23 protein-coding genes and 1 tRNA gene are annotated in these 18,746 nt (G+C 68.8%); 7 read left to right on the forward strand and 17 right to left on the reverse strand.

Annotation, left to right across the window (positions count from 1 at the left end; genetic code table 11):
• Positions 1–223: 223 nt before the first annotated feature.
• From ACFVJX_RS34600 to ACFVJX_RS34615, 4 genes are all read right to left on the reverse strand, one after another.
• A tRNA-Ser gene (locus ACFVJX_RS34600) sits at positions 224–308 on the reverse strand.
• Between the two features lie 78 nt (positions 309–386).
• Positions 387–911: a tRNA adenosine(34) deaminase TadA gene (tadA, locus tag ACFVJX_RS34605; RefSeq protein ID WP_384136337.1), complete on the reverse strand. Its 525-nt coding sequence runs from the start codon at positions 909–911 to the stop codon at positions 387–389.
• A 9-nt stretch (positions 912–920) separates the two neighbouring features.
• Complete coding sequence (locus ACFVJX_RS34610) at positions 921–1,481, reverse strand: hypothetical protein (RefSeq protein WP_384136335.1); 561 nt, start codon at positions 1,479–1,481, stop codon at positions 921–923.
• Between the two features lie 249 nt (positions 1,482–1,730).
• Positions 1,731–1,949 carry a hypothetical protein gene (locus ACFVJX_RS34615; protein WP_384136333.1) on the reverse strand — a complete coding sequence of 73 codons (219 nt, stop codon included), beginning with the start codon at positions 1,947–1,949 and terminating at the stop codon, positions 1,731–1,733.
• Between the two features lie 103 nt (positions 1,950–2,052).
• Between ACFVJX_RS34615 and upp the strand changes: the two genes are divergently transcribed.
• Positions 2,053–2,688, forward strand: coding sequence for a uracil phosphoribosyltransferase (gene upp, locus ACFVJX_RS34620; protein ID WP_123524739.1), 636 nt, complete (start codon positions 2,053–2,055; stop codon positions 2,686–2,688).
• An 88-nt stretch (positions 2,689–2,776) separates the two neighbouring features.
• Here upp and ACFVJX_RS34625 read toward each other — a convergent pair whose 3' ends face one another.
• The 8 genes from ACFVJX_RS34625 to ACFVJX_RS34660 all read right to left on the reverse strand — a co-directional run bounded on the left by ACFVJX_RS34625 (position 2,777) and on the right by ACFVJX_RS34660 (position 10,769).
• Complete coding sequence (locus ACFVJX_RS34625) at positions 2,777–3,373, reverse strand: LytR C-terminal domain-containing protein (protein ID WP_384136339.1); 597 nt, start codon at positions 3,371–3,373, stop codon at positions 2,777–2,779.
• Positions 3,374–3,517: 144 nt separating this feature from the next.
• Entirely contained in the window at positions 3,518–3,814 is a 297-nt protein-coding gene (locus ACFVJX_RS34630) for a type II toxin-antitoxin system VapB family antitoxin (protein WP_073736427.1), read from the reverse strand.
• A 234-nt stretch (positions 3,815–4,048) separates the two neighbouring features.
• Entirely contained in the window at positions 4,049–4,678 is a 630-nt protein-coding gene (locus ACFVJX_RS34635; protein ID WP_384136331.1) for an HhH-GPD-type base excision DNA repair protein, read from the reverse strand.
• A 221-nt stretch (positions 4,679–4,899) separates the two neighbouring features.
• On the reverse strand, positions 4,900–5,259 hold the full coding sequence (locus ACFVJX_RS34640; protein WP_384136330.1) for a DoxX family protein: 360 nt from the start codon (positions 5,257–5,259) through the stop codon (positions 4,900–4,902).
• Between the two features lie 68 nt (positions 5,260–5,327).
• Positions 5,328–6,284 carry an RNA polymerase sigma factor SigJ gene (gene sigJ, locus ACFVJX_RS34645; protein WP_384136328.1) on the reverse strand — a complete coding sequence of 319 codons (957 nt, stop codon included), beginning with the start codon at positions 6,282–6,284 and terminating at the stop codon, positions 5,328–5,330.
• A 258-nt stretch (positions 6,285–6,542) separates the two neighbouring features.
• Positions 6,543–7,790 carry an RNA polymerase sigma factor gene (locus tag ACFVJX_RS34650; RefSeq protein ID WP_384136327.1) on the reverse strand — a complete coding sequence of 416 codons (1,248 nt, stop codon included), beginning with the start codon at positions 7,788–7,790 and terminating at the stop codon, positions 6,543–6,545.
• A complete protein-coding gene (locus ACFVJX_RS34655; RefSeq protein WP_384136325.1) occupies positions 7,787–8,200 on the reverse strand; it encodes a YciI family protein in 414 nt (137 codons plus the stop codon). The genes ACFVJX_RS34650 and ACFVJX_RS34655 overlap by 4 nt, the downstream gene beginning before the upstream one ends.
• A 163-nt stretch (positions 8,201–8,363) precedes the next feature.
• The gene (locus ACFVJX_RS34660; RefSeq protein WP_384136323.1) at positions 8,364–10,769 is read right to left on the reverse strand and encodes a TerD family protein; all 2,406 of its coding nucleotides are present in this window, start codon (positions 10,767–10,769) and stop codon (positions 8,364–8,366) included.
• Between the two features lie 279 nt (positions 10,770–11,048).
• On the opposite strand from ACFVJX_RS34660, the gene ACFVJX_RS34665 reads away from it, so the two are divergent.
• Entirely contained in the window at positions 11,049–11,747 is a 699-nt protein-coding gene (locus tag ACFVJX_RS34665; RefSeq protein WP_384136321.1) for a hypothetical protein, read from the forward strand.
• A 153-nt stretch (positions 11,748–11,900) separates the two neighbouring features.
• On the opposite strand, the gene ACFVJX_RS34670 is transcribed toward ACFVJX_RS34665, so the two are convergent.
• Positions 11,901–12,335 carry a hypothetical protein gene (locus tag ACFVJX_RS34670; RefSeq protein WP_384136319.1) on the reverse strand — a complete coding sequence of 145 codons (435 nt, stop codon included), beginning with the start codon at positions 12,333–12,335 and terminating at the stop codon, positions 11,901–11,903.
• 347 nt (positions 12,336–12,682) lie between these two features.
• Positions 12,683–13,315, reverse strand: a complete 633-nt coding sequence (locus tag ACFVJX_RS34675; RefSeq protein ID WP_384136318.1) for a TetR/AcrR family transcriptional regulator — start codon at positions 13,313–13,315, stop codon at positions 12,683–12,685.
• A 52-nt stretch (positions 13,316–13,367) separates the two neighbouring features.
• On the opposite strand from ACFVJX_RS34675, the gene ACFVJX_RS34680 reads away from it, so the two are divergent.
• Positions 13,368–14,132: an SDR family NAD(P)-dependent oxidoreductase gene (locus ACFVJX_RS34680; protein ID WP_384136316.1), complete on the forward strand. Its 765-nt coding sequence runs from the start codon at positions 13,368–13,370 to the stop codon at positions 14,130–14,132.
• 282 nt (positions 14,133–14,414) lie between these two features.
• On the opposite strand, the gene ACFVJX_RS34685 is transcribed toward ACFVJX_RS34680, so the two are convergent.
• From ACFVJX_RS34685 to ACFVJX_RS34695, 3 genes are all read right to left on the reverse strand, one after another.
• On the reverse strand, positions 14,415–14,906 hold the full coding sequence (locus ACFVJX_RS34685) for a GNAT family N-acetyltransferase (protein WP_384136315.1): 492 nt from the start codon (positions 14,904–14,906) through the stop codon (positions 14,415–14,417).
• A gap of 143 nt (positions 14,907–15,049) precedes the next feature.
• Positions 15,050–15,826, reverse strand: a complete 777-nt coding sequence (locus ACFVJX_RS34690) for an SDR family NAD(P)-dependent oxidoreductase (RefSeq protein ID WP_384136313.1) — start codon at positions 15,824–15,826, stop codon at positions 15,050–15,052.
• A 171-nt stretch (positions 15,827–15,997) separates the two neighbouring features.
• Complete coding sequence (locus ACFVJX_RS34695; RefSeq protein ID WP_384195774.1) at positions 15,998–16,183, reverse strand: hypothetical protein; 186 nt, start codon at positions 16,181–16,183, stop codon at positions 15,998–16,000.
• Between the two features lie 48 nt (positions 16,184–16,231).
• On the opposite strand from ACFVJX_RS34695, the gene ACFVJX_RS34700 reads away from it, so the two are divergent.
• The 4 genes from ACFVJX_RS34700 to ACFVJX_RS34715 form a co-directional block, all read left to right on the forward strand.
• Positions 16,232–16,600: a hypothetical protein gene (locus tag ACFVJX_RS34700; protein WP_384136311.1), complete on the forward strand. Its 369-nt coding sequence runs from the start codon at positions 16,232–16,234 to the stop codon at positions 16,598–16,600.
• 549 nt (positions 16,601–17,149) lie between these two features.
• Positions 17,150–17,743 (forward strand): hypothetical protein, encoded by a 594-nt coding sequence (locus ACFVJX_RS34705; protein WP_384136310.1) that lies wholly within the window; start codon positions 17,150–17,152, stop codon positions 17,741–17,743.
• Positions 17,744–17,927: 184 nt separating this feature from the next.
• Positions 17,928–18,500, forward strand: coding sequence for a hypothetical protein (locus tag ACFVJX_RS34710; RefSeq protein WP_384136308.1), 573 nt, complete (start codon positions 17,928–17,930; stop codon positions 18,498–18,500).
• A gap of 9 nt (positions 18,501–18,509) precedes the next feature.
• Positions 18,510–18,746, forward strand: a 237-nt coding sequence (locus tag ACFVJX_RS34715; protein WP_385746628.1) for a hypothetical protein, incomplete at its 3' end; no start/stop codon positions are given.

Below are 18,746 nucleotides of genomic sequence, written 5' to 3' on the forward strand. Positions count from 1 at the left end.
CGGAGCGGTCGCCGCCCCCGGGGCCCCCTGTTGCCGGGCGCGAGTGTATCCCTCACATCGTTTTTCCCGACCAACGGCACTCGGCATGCGGGGTTTTCGTGCCCCACGACACAGCGGCGGCCACGGACGGCGCCCCGAGCGTCGGCGCACGTCGGCCGTCGGCGCGGGCGCACAGCAGAACACCCCCCGCTCCGTGTCTCCACGGTGCGGGGGGTGTTGTCAGCGGTAGCGGAGGGATTTGAACCCTCGGTGAGTTTCCCCACACTCGCTTTCGAGGCGAGCTCCTTCGGCCGCTCGGACACGCTACCGAGAGAGAGCTTAGACCATCCTGGCCGTCCGTCGAAATCCGATTGCCGGAGGCACCGCGCCGAGGCGTGGACGCCAGGTCAGCGGTGGCGGAAGAAGGTGGTGAGACGGGCCGCGCAGTCGTCCTCCAGGACCCCGGCGATCACCTCGGGGCGGTGGTTGAGCCGGCGGTCGCGCACGACGTCCCAGAGCGAGCCGGCCGCTCCGGCCTTCTCGTCGCGGGCTCCGTAGACGACCCGGGCGACCCGGGACTGCACCAGCGCACCCGCGCACATCGTGCAGGGCTCCAGGGTGACCACCAGAGTGCATCCGGACAGCCGCCATTCGCCGAGCGCCTCGGCGGCCCGGCGGAGCGCCAGGATCTCGGCGTGCGCGGTCGGGTCGCCGGCCGCCTCGCGTTCGTTGTGCCCCGCGGCGAGCGGTGTGCCGTCCGGGGCGAGGACGACGGCGCCGACCGGCACATCGCCGGCCGCCGCCGCCCGGTCGGCCTCGTCCAGGGCGCGGCGCATGGCCGCCCGCCACGGGTTCCGTACGGGGTCGTGCGGTGGATCGTGCGGTGGATCGTGGGATCGGGACGGGTCGTGCGGGTGCGGTGCTTCGGTCACCCGCGGACCTTAACGGACGGTCTCCAGGACCTCGGCCGCTCCCAGCGCGTCCGCGATCTCCACCAGTGCGTCCGTCCGGAGCATCAGCAGCTCCGCCTCGGGGAGACCGAGGTCGGACAGGAGCCCGGTGTCACCGAGCGGACCTGCCGGTACGGCGTCGAGTCCGTCGTCGTCGTCATCGTCGGTGTCGTCGTTGTTGTTGCCGGGGGCGTTGTCCGGCTCGCCGTCCTCCGTACCGTCGAGGCCGACGAGCTCTTCGAGGGCGGCAATCGAGTCCTCGGCCCCGGGTTCGCGGCCGAGCAGTTCATCGGTGAGCAGGATCTCCCCGTACGAGGAGCGGGTGGCAGCGGAGGCGTTCGAGACGTAGATGCGCGGGTCCTCCTCACCGTCCACCCGGATGACGCCGAACCAGGCGTCCTCCTGTTCGATGAAAACGAGCACCGTGTCCTCGTCCACCGAGGCTTCACGGGCCAGATCCGTCAGATCCGACAGGGTCTCCACATCGTCGAGATCCGTGTCGCTCGCTTCCCACCCGTCTTCGGTGCGCGCGAGCAGTGCGGCGAAGTACACCGTGACTCTCCCACTGGTCTAGGGGTCCGCCGTCCGGATCTCGCCCCGCTCCCTGATCCGGCCTGATCCAAACGAAAGACCCTAGGTGTGTCGGTCCGGCGGGAGAGCAGTCGGTGGTCCGGCTGCCCTGCGTCCCGCCCATCGGAATCGTGGCAGAAACCAGGGCCTCACGAGGGCAGTTCGGACGTTGCGTCGGCCATCAGTTCTCCCGGACACCGCCACCAGGGGGTTCTTCCGCAGGCCGGACGGCTACCAGCGAAACGTCCGCATCCGCATGGCCTGGCGCATTCGGGCGGCCTTGACCCGCCGTGGCTGGACCCGGTCGCGCAGCGCCTTGGCCTCGTGAAGCTCGCGGAGGAACTGGGCGCGCCGCCTCCGGCGCTGCGCGTCGCTCTCCTGCGGGTCCTGCGGGTCCTGCGGGTCGAGCGGGCTCGCCCCGTCCCGATTCTGCTGCGCCCCGTCCGGCATCGGCTCATCACCCCAAGGCTGGGTCCGTATGCCACCACCTTCCCCCCGAACGTGTGGTTGATGCCAGCGCACGGGTACGGGAGGCGCGGCTACTGTTGGTCCCATGCGGATCCACGTCGTCGACCACCCGCTGGTCGCGCACAAACTCACCACCCTGCGCGACAAGCGCACCGACTCCCCGACCTTCCGGCGTCTCGCCGACGAGCTGGTGACCCTGCTCGCGTACGAGGCCACCCGCGATGTGCGCACCGAGCAGGTCGACATCGAGACCCCGGTGACACCCACCACCGGTGTGAAGCTCTCGTATCCGCGGCCCCTGGTCGTGCCGATCCTCCGGGCCGGCCTGGGCATGCTCGACGGCATGGTGCGGCTGCTGCCGACCGCCGAGGTGGGCTTCCTGGGCATGATCCGCGACGAGGAGACGCTCCAGGCGTCCACGTACGCGTCCCGTATGCCGGAGGACCTCTCGGGCCGCCAGGTGTACGTGCTGGACCCGATGCTGGCCACCGGCGGCACGCTGGTCGCGGCCATCCAGGAGCTGATCAAGCGCGGTGCGGACGATGTCACCGCCGTCGTGCTGCTCGCGGCGCCCGAGGGCGTCGAGGTGATGGAGCGCGAGCTGGCGGGGACCCCGGTCACCGTGGTCACCGCCTCGGTCGACGAGCGGCTCAACGAGAACGGCTACATCGTCCCGGGCCTCGGTGACGCGGGCGACCGGATGTACGGCACCGCCGACTAGGCCCTCTCCGGCCTGCCCTTTCCAGCCCCGCGCCCTCTCCCGGCCTGCAACCTCTCCCTGGGCGCCGTTCCTGGGCGCCCGCGCGGTCTCAGCAGGAGGACGGCGCGGGTGCCGGCTCGGTGAGGGCGGTCAGGGCGGTGGAGGCCGCCTGAGGCGTGCTGAACGCCTTGAATTTCGTACCGATGATCAGATCGACGTCCGCGCTCTTGCGGGCGTCGGTCTTCGTCGCGGCCCCCGGCAGCTGCGTGCCGAGCACCGGGAAGGTGCCGTTGACCGCGGTCGGGGCGCCCAGCAGTATGGCGGTCCCGGGGACCTTCTTGTCGAACGCGGCCGAGGCGTTGCCGACCTTGCCGATCGTGAAACCGCGCTTCTTCAGCTCATCGGCCGCGGCCTTCGCGAGCCCGCCGCGCGGGGTCGCGTTGTAGACGTTGACCTTGATCTTCGCGGGCTTCGGCAGCACCTTGGCGGGTGCGGACGGCTTGGCGGACGGGCAGTCCGCCTTGCGGTCGGCGGCGCTGGCCGTTCTGTCGCCGCCCGTGAAGACATCGATGAGCTGCAGCGTGCCCCATCCGGCCAGCCCTAGGGCGACCACGGAGGCGATGGCCGCGAGGACCAGTTTGCTGCGGCGGCGGGGGCGCCGCATGCGCGGGTACTTGTCACCCGTGATGCGGTATTTTCCGCCCATGCCGGGGGGAGTGAGCATGCTCATGGGCGCAGCGTAGTGCGACCTGGTGATGATGCCTACTAAATGATCAATGGATCGCACCCGTCCGAGTGGGAAAGCACCCGAACGAACCCCGCGGGTTGCGGTGGTGACCGAGGTGGTGTCTCAGCCGAGTTCGAGCACGCGCGCGTGCAGTACCTGGCGCTGCTGGAGCGCGGCGCGGACCGCGCGGTGCAGTCCGTCCTCCAGGTAGAGGTCGCCCTGCCACTTCACGACGTGCGCGAACAGGTCGCCGTAGAAGGTGGAGTCCTCGGCGAGAAGGGTTTCGAGATCCAGCTGGCCCTTCGTGGTCACCAGCTGGTCGAGGCGGACCGGGCGCGGCGCGACATCCGCCCACTGCCGGGTGCTTTCCCGGCCGTGGTCGGGATAGGGCTGCCCATTTCCGATGCGCTTGAAGATCACACGGAAAGCCTACCGGTCAAGAGCGGCCGGGCGCAGCCATGAGGCGGGACTGCGACGTCGGCCGGGACGGCATATAAGCGTCCATTCCGGAATTGGGGCCGTGATGAGTCAGAGTGACACCACGGCGGGGAGCGCACGCCGGGGCGCGAAGGGTAGTGCGAGCGGTGCTTGCCCGGCCGGGCGACTCCGGGGGACTCCGTGGGACCCCGGGGGACTCTCCCGTCCGGGCCCGGCTCACCTGCCCTTGACACCCTTGGCCGCCACCTTGGCGGCCTTCGCGGCCGCTTTGGCCTCCTGCTTGTACGCGCGGACCTCGGCGAGCGACTCCGGTCCGGTGATGTCGGCGACCGAACGGTGCGAACCGGCCTCCCCGTACGGTCCCGCCGCCTCCCGCCAGCCCGGCGGGCAGACGTTGAACTGCTTGCCCAGCAGCGCAAGGAAGATCTGCGCCTTCTGGGTGCCGAACCCGGGCAGGGCGTTCAGACGTTTCCGCAGCTCGGCCCCGGTGGCGGCATCGCGCCACACCGCGCTCGCGACCCCGTCGTACTGCGCCACGAGGTACTGGCACAGCTGCTGCACGCGCTTGGCCATGGAGCCCGGATAGCGGTGCAACGCGGGTTTGGCGATGAAGAGCTCGGCGAACGCCTCGGGGTCGTACGTGGCGATCTCATGGGCGTCCAGATCGGTCCCGCCCATCCGCTGCGCCAGCGTGTACGGGCCGGAGAAGGCCCACTCCATGGGCACCTGCTGGTCCAGCAGCATGCCCACCAGGGCGGCGAGCGGACTGCGCCCGAGGAGTTCGTCCGCCTCCGGCTCCTGGGCGATCCGGAGGGTGATGTCCTGGGCGTTGTCGCTCTTGGTCATGGCCCGATCATCGCGAGCGCGGGGTGTGACGGCCAGCACCATCACCGTTGGCGGAGCTGTTGACCCCCGATTGCAGCCGTTTGCCGGTGTCCACCGCCACCTGTGGAGGAGTTCGCCCCGCAAGCAAGCAAGCAAGCAAGCAAGCAAGCACGCAAGCACGCACGCATGCACTCGCTCACCCGTTCCCTCCCTCCCTCACTCACTCACTCGTTCCTTCTCCGTCACAGAGCTCCTCGGTGGGCCACGCCCAGGACCAGGGAGGCAACGGCCAGTACGAGGAAGAAGCCGGGCACCCAGTAGCCGTGGTCGCGGGCGCGCAGGTGGACGCCGATGGCTCCGATGAAGAACAGCGCCAGCCCCACCGCGGCCGCCGTGCCGATCAGCGGGACGGCGAAGCCGACGAGCAGCCCGGCGGCCCCGGCCGCCTTGAGCACACCCAGCCCGAACAGCGAGGAGGCGGGCACCCCTGCCTTCTCCATGTTGACGAGGATCGGTTCGTAGCGGCGGAAGTCGAGCACAGCCGACATGGTGTTGAGCGCGGCGGTCAGCACGGTGACCGTTGTATAGAGGACGAACAACATGATGTTCTCCCGTTCTCCTGTCTTCCCGTTTTCCGGTTTCCGTTTCCCGGTTTCCGGTTCCCGGCGGCTCAGCCGAGGTCGGCCGGCGGCAGCTTGTCGGGGTTGGCGACGTTGTAGATGTCGCTGATCTGCTCGCCGTCCGGTGTCAGGTCGAGGACCATCACGGCGAAGGGGGTGTCACCGCTGAACAGGACCGCCGCGGGGTCACCGTTGACCTGCCGGTAGGCGATCTCCAGGCCGTCGCGGTGCGAGGCGCGGGTGATCAGCAGCCGGGCGACGTTGTCACGGCCGTGCACCGGGTGCGGTCCGGCCGCCGGGGACTTGCCGCCGCCGTCGGCCCAGAGGGTCACATCGGGGGCGAGCAGCCGCATCAGGGCGGCCAGATCGCCGCCGAACACGGCGTCCAGGAAGTGTTCGGTGGCGCGCCGGTGCAGCAGCGGGTCGGGGCGGTGGCGCGGCCGGCGGGCCTGTACGTGGTCGCGCGCACGATGGGCCAGCTGGCGCACGGCGGCGGGGCTGCGGCCCAGGATCTGCGCGGTCTCGGTGTGCGCGTACCCGAAGACCTCGTGCAGCACGAAGACCGCGCGCTCCAGCGGGGTCAGCGTCTCCAGGACGACGAGCATCGCCATCGACACTGACTCGGCCCGCTCCGCCCGTTCGGCGGCCTCGTCGTCGGGTGACGGCGGGGCGTCGGCGCCCGAGACGAGCGGCTCAGGCAGCCACGTACCGACGTACGTCTCGCGGCGGCGGTTGATGGCGGCCTGGCGCGAGAGTGCCTTGTTCACCGCGATCCGTACGAGGTAGGCGCGCGGACTCTCGATCCGTTCCGCGTCGGGTGCCTCGTTCCGGGCAGTCCAGGAAAGCCAGGTCTCCTGGAGGACGTCCTCCGTGTCGGCGACGCCGCCGAGCATGTTGTAGACGAGCGAGAACAGCAGCTCGCGATGGTCGACGAACACATCGGTGGCGTCGCCGGGCCCGGAGTCCGGGCCGGTTCCGGGGCGGGGGCCGGTGGCGGGGTCGGACATCAGGTGCCTCCTGTCGCGGTTACACCCTGAGAGCGTTGCCGGGGGCAGGAGTGTGACATCGGACGGAGGTATACCGGCCGGCCGGCACTCTGTGGCCTGTGCGCCGGCCCGACCCTGTGCGCGCTCTGCGGTCTGTACGTCGGCCAGGCACCCGGCTACCTGCACTGCGGCCTGTGAATTGCGCCCTGCGCTCTGCGACTTGAGCCCGGCAACTCGCAACTCGCAACTCGCAACCGGCAACCGGCAACCGGCTGCGCGCTAGCCTCCGAGCCGGTCCGCGCGGCTGTGCAGGTAGCGGGCCTCGGGAATGCTCAGGGTGGCGGCGGCTGCCGCGAGGTAGGCGGCGCGGGCGCCGGCCGGGTCACCGGCCTGTTCCAGCAGGTGGGCGCGGACGGCGTCCAGTCGGTGGTTTCCCACGAGTCGGTCCCCGAGCGCCTCGGCCTCGGCCAGCCCGGCTCGCGGTCCGTGGACCATCGCGACAGCGACGGCCCGGCCCAGCTCGGCCATCGGCTCGGGGGCGAGGCGCACGAGGACGTCGTACAGCGCGAGGATCTGCGGCCAGTCGGTGTCCTCGGCACGGACCGCCTCGTCGTGCAGCGCGGCGATGGCCGCCTGCACCTGGTAGGGCCCGGCCGGACCTCGGTGCAGCGCCTCCTCGACCAGCGCGACGCCCTCGGTGACGGCCGCCCGGTCCCACCGGGTGCGGTCCTGCTCGTCGAGCGGGACCAACTCGCCGTCCGGCCCGGTGCGCGCGGCGCTGCGGGCATCGGTGAGCAGCATCAGCGCCAGGAGCCCGGTCACCGCCCCGTCCCGGGGCAGCAGCCGGCGCACCGAACGGGTCAGCCGAATCGCCTCCCGGGCCAGATCGGCCCGGTGCAGAGCACGGCCGGCGGTGGCCGTGTAGCCCTCGTTGAAGATCAGGTAGAGCACCTGGAGCACGGCACCGAGCCGCTCGTCGCGTTCGGCCGGCTCCGGCTGGACGAACGCTGCGCCCCGCACCTTGCGCTTCGCCCGGCTGATCCGCTGGGCCATCGTCGCCTCGGGCACCAGATGGGCGCGGGCGATCTCGGCGGTGGTCAGTCCGCCGACCGCCCGCAGCGTGAGGGCGATCTGCGCGGCCGGGGCCAGCTCCGGATGGCAGCACAGGAAGAGCAGGGTGAGGGTGTCGTCGTCGGACGGTGCCCGGCTCCCGCCCGGCGCGGGCTCGTCGGGCGGCGGGGTGATGAAGGCGTCGCGCGGGGTGAGGGCCGCCGCTGCCTGTTCGCGCACCCGCCGGGCTTCGTCGCTGCGCAGCCGGTCCACGAGCCGGCGGGAGGCCACCCTGATCAGCCATCCGCGCGGATTGTCCGGGATCCCTTGCTCGGGCCACTGCCGGGCGGCGGCGATCGACGCCTCCTGCACCGCGTCCTCGGCCGGGTCGAAGTGCCCGTAACGGCGTACCAGCGCGCCGAGGACCTGCGGGGCGTGCAGCCGCAGCAGGTCCTCGACCTCCGCCGTACGTTTCACACATCGCCTCCGAGATCGTCGATGGGCCGGATGACCACCGGCCGGACGGGCGCACCGGCGGGCGCCGGACACTGCGCGACGCGCGCGGCGATCTCGGTGACCCGTTCCAGGCTCTCGCAGTCGAGCACCCAGTACCCGGCGAGCAACTCCTTGGTCTCCCCGTACGGGCCGTCGGTGATCACCGGACGCCCGTCCTCGCCCGCGTGGACGGACCGGGCCCTGGCCGGTTCGGTCAGGCCGTTGGCGTCGATGAGCTCACCGGTCTCGGCGAGATCGTCGTTGACCGCGCCCATGAACGCGAACATGGTTTGCATGTCCTGCTCGCTCCAGGCCGGTCCGTCCGCGGTGGCGTTCCCGCGCATCGCCTCGTAGTCGGCCTGCGAGCCCTGCACCATCACCAGGTACTTCATGGTTTCGCTCCCTGTGTCCGTCCGCCCCTCGTGGGCGGCTTTCACAGGGGACGTCGGAACCGGCGGACGGTCCTCGACACCGCGCCGGAGGTTTTTGGCGGAATCCGGAAAATCTCCCGGAACGGCGGATCGCGGTACACAGCCCGTGCACCGGGGCGCACGATCAGGCGGACACCGGCGCCTCCGAAGCAGCGGCCGGCCCGCCGAGTGCGGCAGGCCCCGACGGTGTGCGATCCGGTCCGGCTCCCCGCTCGGCCCCTTGCCCGGCCTCGGGTCCGGTCCCCCGCCCGGCTTCTTGCCCGGCCGCGGGTCCGGCTCCCCGCCCGGCCGTCCGCCCGGCCTCGGGTCCGGTCCCCGATTCGGTCCCCGGTTCGGACGAGCGGCGCGCGGTGCGGCGTTCGGCCTGCGGAACCTGCGGAAGATGGGCGATGACGTGTGCGTGGAAGCGGTCCACGGCGTCGTCGACGCTGCGGATGAAGCCTGATTCGGCGTTGCCGCGCGAGCCGCCCATGCCCTTGAAGAGGGAGAGCCGGAACCCGGCGATCCGGCTGCCGTCCTTGGGGAGCATGTCGCCCGGCTCGGGACGCAGCCGCTCCAAGGTGCCGCGCGGACCGCTCTGCCCTTCGACGAGCGTCTCGACGTGGAGGTCGGCGGGAGCCTCGGTCAGCTGGCGCATCAGCCGCTTGGCCGAGGTGAGCGGGTACGCACCCTCCGGTACCGGGATCTCCACCGAGGTGCGCAGTTTCCCGGTGCGCAGATCGGCGGTGATCGTGATGGCGCCGGGCGAACCGTCGACGCGCAGTTCGGCGGTGAGCCGTCCCTGTTCGCAGAGCTGACCGGCGAGTGCCGCCCGACGAGAGTCCGGGGTGGTGCCGCGCGGGGCGCGCTGAACGGGAAGTGCCTTCTGGCCCAGTTGACCGCCGAGCCGCAGACAGACCTGGCGGATGAGCCGTTCCCAGCTCTCCACGACCTCGACGGCGCGCGGATCGTCCTGGCTGAGCGTCTCCGTGTCGATGCCGTTGCGGACGGGCACCCACGACGGGCCCATGTTCTGGAAGCCGTGGCAGCCGGAGTTCTCGTGCTGGAGGTAGTGCAGGAGCTCTTGGAGGAGCCAGGCGTGCGCGGCATTGCCGACGCCCTCGTGCCGGATCAGCATGTGCGCCTGATGGGCCACCTCGGCCCAGGACAGGTGCCAGAGGGCGACCTTGTGCTTGCGCCGGCCGTCGGTCTTGACGTCGACGAGCGGACTGCCCTCCAGCGCAACGTCGTTGGAGAGCGTGATGACGGCCTCGTAACGGCGCCGGGCAGCGATGTCCATGTAGTTCTGGACCTGCTCCGACTTCAGCCCGTTCCCGTTCGTCTTCGTCTCGACGAGGGCCGTCCACAACTTGCCGGCCCGCTCCACCCGTATGACCCCGTCCGGACGCCGGGGGGTGTCCCCGTGCGGGAGCGAGACCTCGGTGAACGTCTGCATGCGTCCGGCCGGAGCACCGAACGCGGCGGTCAGCCTGCGCCCGAACTCCGGTACCTGGGCCATCACCGACAGCAGCACGGACGTGGCCCGTACCTCCCGCTCCCGGTCGCTCTTGAGCGACGGTGCGGGAAACAGCCGGGCGGGCCTCCACGCGTCGTTCTCGGCCAGTGACTTCTTCGCCACGGCCGGGAGCGTCACCTTCTTCTTCGCGGTCCGGGGGCCGCGGGTGCGCCTGGGCGGGGCAGCGACTGCCGCATCCGTACCGCCGGAGGCCAGCGCAGCATCCGTACCGTCGGCTGAGCGAATCGCCTGTAGAGGCAGGGAAACGGCCTGTGGGGCGACGGCCTGCGGGACGAGAGCCTGTGGGACGACGGGCTCCGGGACGACGGCATGCGGCAGGGTCTGCGGGACGGGCTGCGCGGCATGCGGCGTGTTCGGAGCGGACCCGGGCACCCCGCCGGCGCCCACCTCCACAACCGCTTCCACAAACGCATCCGCACCCCCTTCCACACCCTCCGCACCCTCCTCAACCTCTTCCTCGTGTTCCCCTTCGTCATCGACGTCAATGCCGAAGTCGGTTGCGAGCCCGGCCAGTCCGGTCTCGTACCCCTGGCCGATGGCCCGGTACTTCCACTCCGCACCGCGCCGGTACAGCTCACCGAAGATGAACGCGCTCTCCACCCCGGCGTCGGCGATCGAGAAACCCAGCAGCACCTCTCCGGTGCGGTCGGCGACGGTCATCCGCAGATCGTCCAGTTCACCGAAGCGCGAACCGCCGTAGCGGCTCGCGGCAACCACGAGACGTTCCACATCGGCGGGTACGGCGGTCAGATCGAGGCTGATGCGGTCCTCGCTGCCGCTGTCGGTCGGAGTCTTCCCCAGCAACTGCACGCTGCCGTCGTCCGCCGACGGGTTGTTGTAGTAGAAGAAGTCGGCGTCACTGCGGACTTTGCCTCTGGCGTCCAGCAGCAGTACGGACACATCGGCGTCGCCGTCCCCCGCGTTGCTGCTCCAGCTCAGACTGGCGATGACCGTTCCCGCGTCGTCACTCAGTTCCGCCAGGCCGACGTTGGCACCCTTGGTCAGCTCACGCATGCGGTTCCCCCCCAGACGCGCAACCGTGTCGGGACGTGCCCTGGCAACGGCCGCACAGCGATACGTGACACAGCGCAACCCGCTGCACACGAGGCAAACGGTAGCGCCCTCATGAAGCTCCAGTGAAGGAATCGTGAAGTCCGAATGCGGCTGGCTGAGGCGCAGAAGCACCTGACCGGTACGGTCACCGACCGTTCGGGCCGCGGCCGTACGCGATCGCATCAGGTCGTACCCTCGTGGCCGAGGTGCGGGCGAGACGGGCGAGACGGGCGAGTGACCATGAACAGGGGAGCAGCGGTGGTGTTCGGCAGGAGCAGGAAGACCGAGGAACCGCCGGTGGAGCCGGTGGCATGGGCGAACGTCCGTACTTTCGTGGTCGGTAGTGAGGAGAAGCCGGTAACCGTCAAGCGCAAGAGGGGCGTTCGCGGGCCACGCGCGATACGGGTCCCTCAGGGCGGCAAGGACTTCCGGGTCAACGCCCCCTGCGCGTACCTGGCCCCCGCGTCACGCCCCGCGCCTGGCCTTGCTCTCTACGAGGACCCGGAGGCGCGGCACCTGCTCTGCTACGTGGACGATGCCCAGGAAGTGAACGGCGAACGGCACCACGTGGTCCGCGACGCCCGGGGCGGAGCCCTGGGCACACTGCGCCGGATACCGCCCCGTCGCCCCTTCCGGCACACCTGGCGCATCGACCAGCCCGGCCACCCCGAAATCGTCGGCCGCAACGAGTGGGCCGCCGGTGACTCCGCGAAGGAGGCCGTCGGCCGCGTCGCCGTGAAGGCGGCCATCGGACTGGTGGGCGCGCTTGCGGACTTCGGCGCGGAGGGCGGCGACCAGCCGTCGAAGCCGCGGACGCTCGAATGGACCGCGGACGGCGAGGTCGTGATGGTCTCCGAGGGCAGCGCGGAGGTCACCGTGAAGGCGGACTGGATGGACCGACGCCTGGCATTCGCCTTCGCGCTGGTGGGCGATCGCTGAGGTCCGGGGGCCGAAGGCGATCCGAACAGGGCTCGCCCTTTCACATCACCGAAACCCGAACCCGAAATCCGAAATCCGAAATCCGAAACGGTAATGGAAATGGGAATGGCCCGCCGGGTTCGGCGGGCCATTCCCGTAATCGAGGTCAGTCAGTCAGCTCTTGGCCTTGTACGTGGTGTGCGCGACACTCGACGTGGGCCAGAAGTAGTCGTCGACACCGGCGATCGCGAGCGTCGCGTTACCCGAATTGGACGCGCGGTAGGTCCACCCCTTGGTGGCCTTCACCGAAACCGTCGGCGTCGTGCACGTCTTGGCCTTCCGGCAGGCCTTTCCGTCCGACTTGAAGGTCTTCCCGTTGTTCCCGGAGAGCGCCACGGTGGGCCGCAGGATGAGTCCGGTCTTCTTGCAGGTCATCTTGGCGTTGGCGTACACCGTGGCGCCGCTGCGCCAGAGCGACACAGAGTTGGTGCAACCCCCGTAAGCCTTCCCGCTGCCCGTCTGGGCGGCCTGAGCGGCCGTGCCGGACGCCAGCATGAAAGCGAGCGCGGCCGAACCGACGGCCAGACCCTGTGTAATCCTCTTCTGCACGTGCTTCCTCCCGTTTCACTGACGGCCACCGGAAATAGCAATTCGGTCAGTGGTGGCGTCAGGCATTGGCTGGACCCTACCTTCGGGCCGGGAATCACACGATCGATTTGAGGTAAACGTGAGCTACTGATCCCCGCGGGTTCGGATTCGGAATCCGGCTCTGTTCGCGTGTGTCGGGCAGCGTGTCGGCAGTGATTGTCCAGCACTTCGGTAAGGCACCGAAACCGTGCCGGGATCGATCGTCGGGAGTGGTGGCAAGGGCCCGGTCCGCAGCGCTCGGCGGCCGTAGCCCGTCAACAAGAGCGTCGGCCGAGTGGGAACTGCCCCGACCGCAGGTGTGGGCTCCTTCAGCCCTTCCGGTGGGTGGTGATGGCGCCATCACCGAAAGACGCGGTGAGCGCCCGTGCGATCAGGTCGGGCAGCTTGGTGCGTCCGCCGTCCTCGACCCAGCGCGTCAGCGCCGTGTGCATCGCGGCGATGCAGGCGCTGGTCGCCGCCTGGGCACGGAACGAGGCTTCGGGACCGGAGGCGTCCTCCCCGAGAGCATCGACGATGGCCTGTTGCAGCGCGTACTGACTGTCCAGATGCCGTGCTCGCAGCGCAGGCGTCGAGACCATGAGCCGGAGGCAGTCCAGCAGGAACCGTTCGTTCGCCGCCAGTTCGTCCCCGTGGCCGCCGGTCGAGGCCGTGGCCGCGTCGATGAGCGCGTTGCCGACACGGCGCACCAGGGGTTGCGTCGCGGGCGACGCGGCAACGCGCTCGGCAATGAGCCGGGCGGGCTGGTCAATGAGGACGAGGTCCTCCTTGGTGGGGAAGTGCCGGTACACGGTCATTGCCGAGACGCCGGCGGCCTCGGCTACGTCGGCCACCGTCACCGTGTCGTAGCCGTGGTCGGTGAACAGCCTCACCGCATGCGCCTGGATCAGGCGCCGCGTCTCGGACCGCCGTCGTTCCCGCAGGTTTGGCTGCTCTCCACTCATGTGCTAGACACTAACATCATGTTAGTAACTAACACTTGGACGGGGTGAAGGCATGGGCGATCCGATGGGCAGAACGGCTCTGGTGACGGGTGCGTCGCGCGGTATCGGGCAGGCGATCGCGGCTCGGCTCGCGGCCGAAGGGGCCACGGTCATCGTGCACTTCGGCACGGATGAGAGCGGGGCCGCGGCGACGCTCGACGCGATAGAAGATGCCGGTGGGAACGGCTTCGTCGTCCGAGCCGAACTGGGCGTGGACGGCGACATCGAGACGCTCTTCGCCGGCGTGGAGGCCGCGTTGGACGGCCGGCCGCTCGACATCGTCGTCAACAACGCGGCGGCCGCACCGGCTGGTGCGCTCGGCGTGACGACCCGGGCGGAGTTCGACCACCTCTTCGCGGTGAACGTGCGAGCCCCGTACTTCATCATCGAGCGTGCGCTGCCTCTGTTGCGCGAGGGTGCCCGGATCATCTCGATCTCATCGGTGGCGACCCGGATGGCCAACTCGGCTCAGACGTCGTTCGCCATGACGAAGGGTGCGATCGAGACAATGACCAAGACCCTCGCCGGCCAACTCGGCCCTCGGGGGATCACGGTGAACGCGGTCGCTCCAGGGGCCACCATGACGGCGACCAACGGAGCTGTCTTCGAGGTGCCGGGTCTCGCCGAACAGATATCCGGGATGACGGCACTCGACCGGCTGGGCACGCCCGACGACGTAGCCGCCGTGGTCGCCTTCCTCGCTTCCGACGCCGCCCGGTGGGTCACTGGTCAGATCGTCGATGCGAGCGGTGGCCTGTACCTGGGCCCACGCTTCTGACCGGCGACGAGGGCTGATGGCTGGGCGATGTCGGCGCATCGGTAGTTCCACGTAGCGTTCCGGCCTCCGTGGTATCCGGCTACGGAGGCCGCGCAGGAACTCGATCGACAGCCGGATTCGGCCGCAGCCCGCGCCACGGGAGCCTGCGCTGCCCTGGGCCGTGAACTGTCCGATTTCCGCCGCACTTCGAGTGCTGCTCGACCTCGTGTGCAGGTGTTGTCGGTTCCCGGGTTCTGGCTCAACTTCTGTGAAGAGCGCACGGTGAGTGATGAACGACAGGGGTCAGCGGAGGCGTCCCTCGGGAAACCTGAACTCCATGAGAAGGTCCTCGGCCTCGCTTGACACCTGCTGGAAGCCGGCCTTCTCCCAGGCGCGTACGGCCCGATGGTTCCCTCTCAAGGGATCGACTGTCACACGCCGCCACCCGAGGTTCCCGCCCAAGTGCGCAAGGAGCACGCGAGTGGCATCCGGTCCCAAGCCCCGCCCCCTTGCTTCCGGTCCCAATACCATGTCGATGCCGCCTTCAGCCGCTCCGGCCTGCCAGTACTGTGCGTAGCCCACCGGCGTGCTCCTTGCCAGTACGAGGAAGGACTCCACACGCGGCCGGCGCCTCCCCACGTACTTCTCAGCCACCTCGGCACGCGAAATCGGTAGTCCGCCCCAGTGCTCGACGAACTCGGGGGAGGCGAACCACTGGGCCAGCAGGTCCAAATCACTCTCGGTCGTCGGGACAAGACGGGTCAGCTCTCCGTCGAGGACGACTCCACCGGCCATCAGTCGCTCTCCCGTTCGGCTTGGAAGCGCACGCATGGCGGAAAGCTACGGCATCACAGAAGTTGTGCCAGAGCCGGTTCCCGTGAGCAGAGCCGGCGAGCCCGGGGCGAGGCGGGACGAGCCCGGGTTGCCTCAGCGTCCGGCTATTCGGGGAATGGGCCCCGGACCGAGACCCCGCCATCCAGCACGATCTGCTGACCGGTGATGTAGCGCGCCTCGTCCGAGGCCAGGTAGACGGCGGCAGTAGCCATCTCCTCCGACGTCCCGTAGCGGCCTGCCGGGATTTCCGGGACCCATTCGTCGGATGCGCCGGCGTTGACAGCAGTGCTGATCGCCCCGCCTGCGACGACGTTCATCCTGATGCCGTCGGCCGCGTACTCGGCAGCGACGGTCCGCGCCAGGCTGCACAGGCCCGCCTTGGCAGCGCCGTAACCGGCCTGCTTCGGGGCCGCCATGAAGCCGGTGACCGAGCCGATACTGACGATGTTCCCGCCGGTGCCCTGTTTCAGGAAGATCCGCAGCACTCGCCGCACCGCGCGAGCCACGTAGCGCAGATTCACGTCGTAGACGGTGTCCCAGTCCTCGTCAGTCATCTCGTGCAGCTTGACCGCCGGTACGAACGCGACCTGCCCGCCGACCACCGTGATCAAGACGTCCAGCCCACCGAGCCGTTCGGCCGCGCCGAGGATCACTTCATCGAGCTGCTCGCTGGATCGGACGTCGCCGCTCAGCGCATGGGCGACGTGCCCGGCCGCGCGCAACTCGTCCGCCGCCTCGGTTGCCCGTGCGGGGTCCACGTCTGCCACTGCGACCGTTGCCCCGGCGGCTGCACAGGAACGGACGACGGCTCGGCCGATGCCACCCCCGCCACCGCCGATCACCAGAGCCCGTTTGCCATCGAGCCTGCTCACTCCGGCCATGTGCCCTCCACCCTCGTCAAGTTGCCCAAACGTAGTCGTGACGGGACCGACGCGGAAACAAGAATGAGCGTAAGGAATGGCGGAAGTGGTGACAGAGGCCGCTCGTGCCTGTCGACCGCGCTGCCGAGGAGCAAAGCCGTGATCAAACGAAGCCGGTTCCACGGTTGGACCTCATCGGCTCGCACGCCTGCGTTCGCTGACCCGCACCACCCAGGCGTATGCAGCCCAGCACGGAGCCAGTACCGCCCCGAACTGAGACGACTCCGTCCACGACTCGCCGGTCCACAGGTGCCGGACCACCGCACCGACCGCGCCGATCAGCAACGCGAAGCCAACCAGCGCCGGCAGGTATGACATGCGTTTTGTCGGCGACAACTTCAACCTCACGTATCCATAGGGGGACTCATGAGTATCGCCCACACCATTTTCATCAGCCCCGGCCAGCCAGTAGAGAAGCTGATTTCCGACATCGGATCCGCTTGCGGGTCCCTGTTGCATGTCAATACGCCCGGATGCATTGACTACAGCGTATCTCTTGGTCATGCAGCTGTTGAAGTGGAGCTGTCACATGATTATGAAGAGGATCACGGTGTCCGATTCGAGAACTTTGATGCGCTGATCACTGTACGGGACTTCGAAAGCGACGGGCAGCGACAAGAGCGGATCGCGGTAGATATCTTTCGAAATCTGAAACACCTGGACACCTACCGTATGGTCCTCGTTCGGGACTTCCAGCGACTTCTGGATTCGGCGACGCCCTCTCGGCCCTGTTGATTCCGAAATCGTTGAACGGTGGTGGCGTGCTCGCTGAAGGCGCCACCGCCGAGGTAGCTATCGCCGCCCTCCACCTCGGCGGGGCCAGAGCCCTCCTCGTGGCAGTAGGAGCGGGTGGGTGGCGGCAATCCATCCAGCGGGGATGGCGGCCCCTCGCAGGGTGACGGGCGCTCGACCGACCCGGCCGCGTCCGATGCTCTTGGTGCCGCTCGCGAGAAAAAGGTTGCGGAGCTAACGAACGGCATGATCTCCTCCGGTGCACCTGGAAAACCTGGCAAACCTGGATTTGAAGTGGCCAGGCTGAACGGGGCGAACTGATGTCGACGTCATGGGCGGCGACGGATCCTACATAAGCGGTCGTGGGCCCGGAAAAGGCTAGGAATCTGGCAAAATTCGGAGATGAAACGAATATCTTGAAGTGGGCAGCGGAGTAAATAGAGGTTCGCGCCCAGATGTACCTGGAAGAGGGCACGCCGGAGGCGGCGTTGAATCTGGCCAGGAAGATCCCCGGAAACCCGGACGTCCATACATTCACACGGTGAGATCACAATGAGCGATGGGTTCATCTACTGGTACCGGACGGACTGGGGGCCTGCTGATGCCCAGGTACTCCTTGAGTCCCTTGGAGCAGGTGAGCTCAGTCTGAGCAACCCCGTCACGGGAAGGATCACGCGGATCACCAACGGTCCTGACTCGTGGGGTGAACAGGTCCCGGTGGATCGGGATTCCCTCGCCAATGCCGCAGGCCTCACCGCCATCGAAGAGGTCAACTTCCAGCTGTGGGTGGACAGTGATGCGGATGTGTTCACCCGCTTCCGCAGGGTTCGGGGGGATGTCGTTGTCGCAGAGTTCGGTCTGGACGGGCTGAGGATTGATGAGCGGGAGCAGGCTGTTCGGACCATTGTTGGCGCGATCCGTAGCGAACTGGTCCGGTCCATCGGCTTCGTGATCGACCGGCTGGGCGTGGCAGAGGATGTCGACTGGGACTCCGTCGTGACCAAGGGGGCCGCCCAGCTCACCGCCTGGCCCGACACGCTCGCAGTGCGACCTGAAGTCTCTGCGCGGCTCCCCGAACTCGCAGGCTTGGAAAGCCGGGAAGAGCCACCACTCGTGGTCTTTGGACGCCCCGCTCTCCTGGCCTGACAGTACCTGGAACCCACCGGTAGGTATCGAAGGCCCCAAATAGCCGCATCTCGGCCGCGATTGGTGAATGAGGCTTGCACACAGACCGCTTGCCTCGGCGACATGAGTCACTTCTGTCCGACACGCTGCACTGCATCGGCGGGAATGCCGCCCCTACCTGCCGGCGCCGTACGACACCGAAGAAGTGCAACGTCTCCTCTCCGAGGCTGCCAAGCTCGGGAACAGCGTCCGCTGGTCTACCGCACTTGCGTTGAGGCTTCGGCAAGGGGAAGCACTCGGGCTGCGCTGGACGGACGTCGATACCAGCAGCGATGTGCTGCGGGTCAGAAAGAACCGTCTGCGGCCGAAGTGCCTGCACGGCTGCTGCGGCGACTGTGGCAGGAAGCCGGGCTACGGCAAGAAGCGGGTCAGGGAGAACGAGGACACGGCCAACACGAAGTCGCGCGCCGGCCGACGCGTCATCGGTGTCCCTGACGAGCTGGTGAGGCTGCTGGAGCTCCACCGCCGAGAGCAGACGCGCGAACGGGCGATCGCGGGGGAGGACTGGCGAGAGTCCGGGTTCGTCTTCACCACTCCCGTAGGTGAGCCGCGGTGCCGAGCACGGACTACGACGCCTGGAAGCGGCTGCCGGCCGATGCGAAGGGCCGATGCGAAGGTTCGGGACGGGCGCCTGCACGATGCCCGGCAAACGGTGGCAACGGTTCTGTTCATCCTCGGTGTACTCGAACGGGTCGTGATGCAGATCATGGGCTGGTAGTCCACAGCGATGGCGGCCCGGTACCAGCACCTGACGGGCGGCATCCTGGCCGACGTCGCGCAGTGGGTCGGAGGTCTCATCCGGGGAGGGCCGACGACGCTGACGACCGCGGCGCTGAGGGCTCCGAAGAGTCTCGTTGAGACTGCAGATGAGACTACGTACGTCGAAGGCCCCCGCTGCAAGCAGCGGGGGCCTTCGACGTATTGCCCGGTGAGAGCAATGGGGGAGGATACGAGAGTCGAACTC

The sequence above is a fragment of the Streptomyces sp. NPDC127177 genome (assembly GCF_042672475.1).
Classification (GTDB): Bacteria; Actinomycetota; Actinomycetes; order Streptomycetales; family Streptomycetaceae; genus Streptomyces.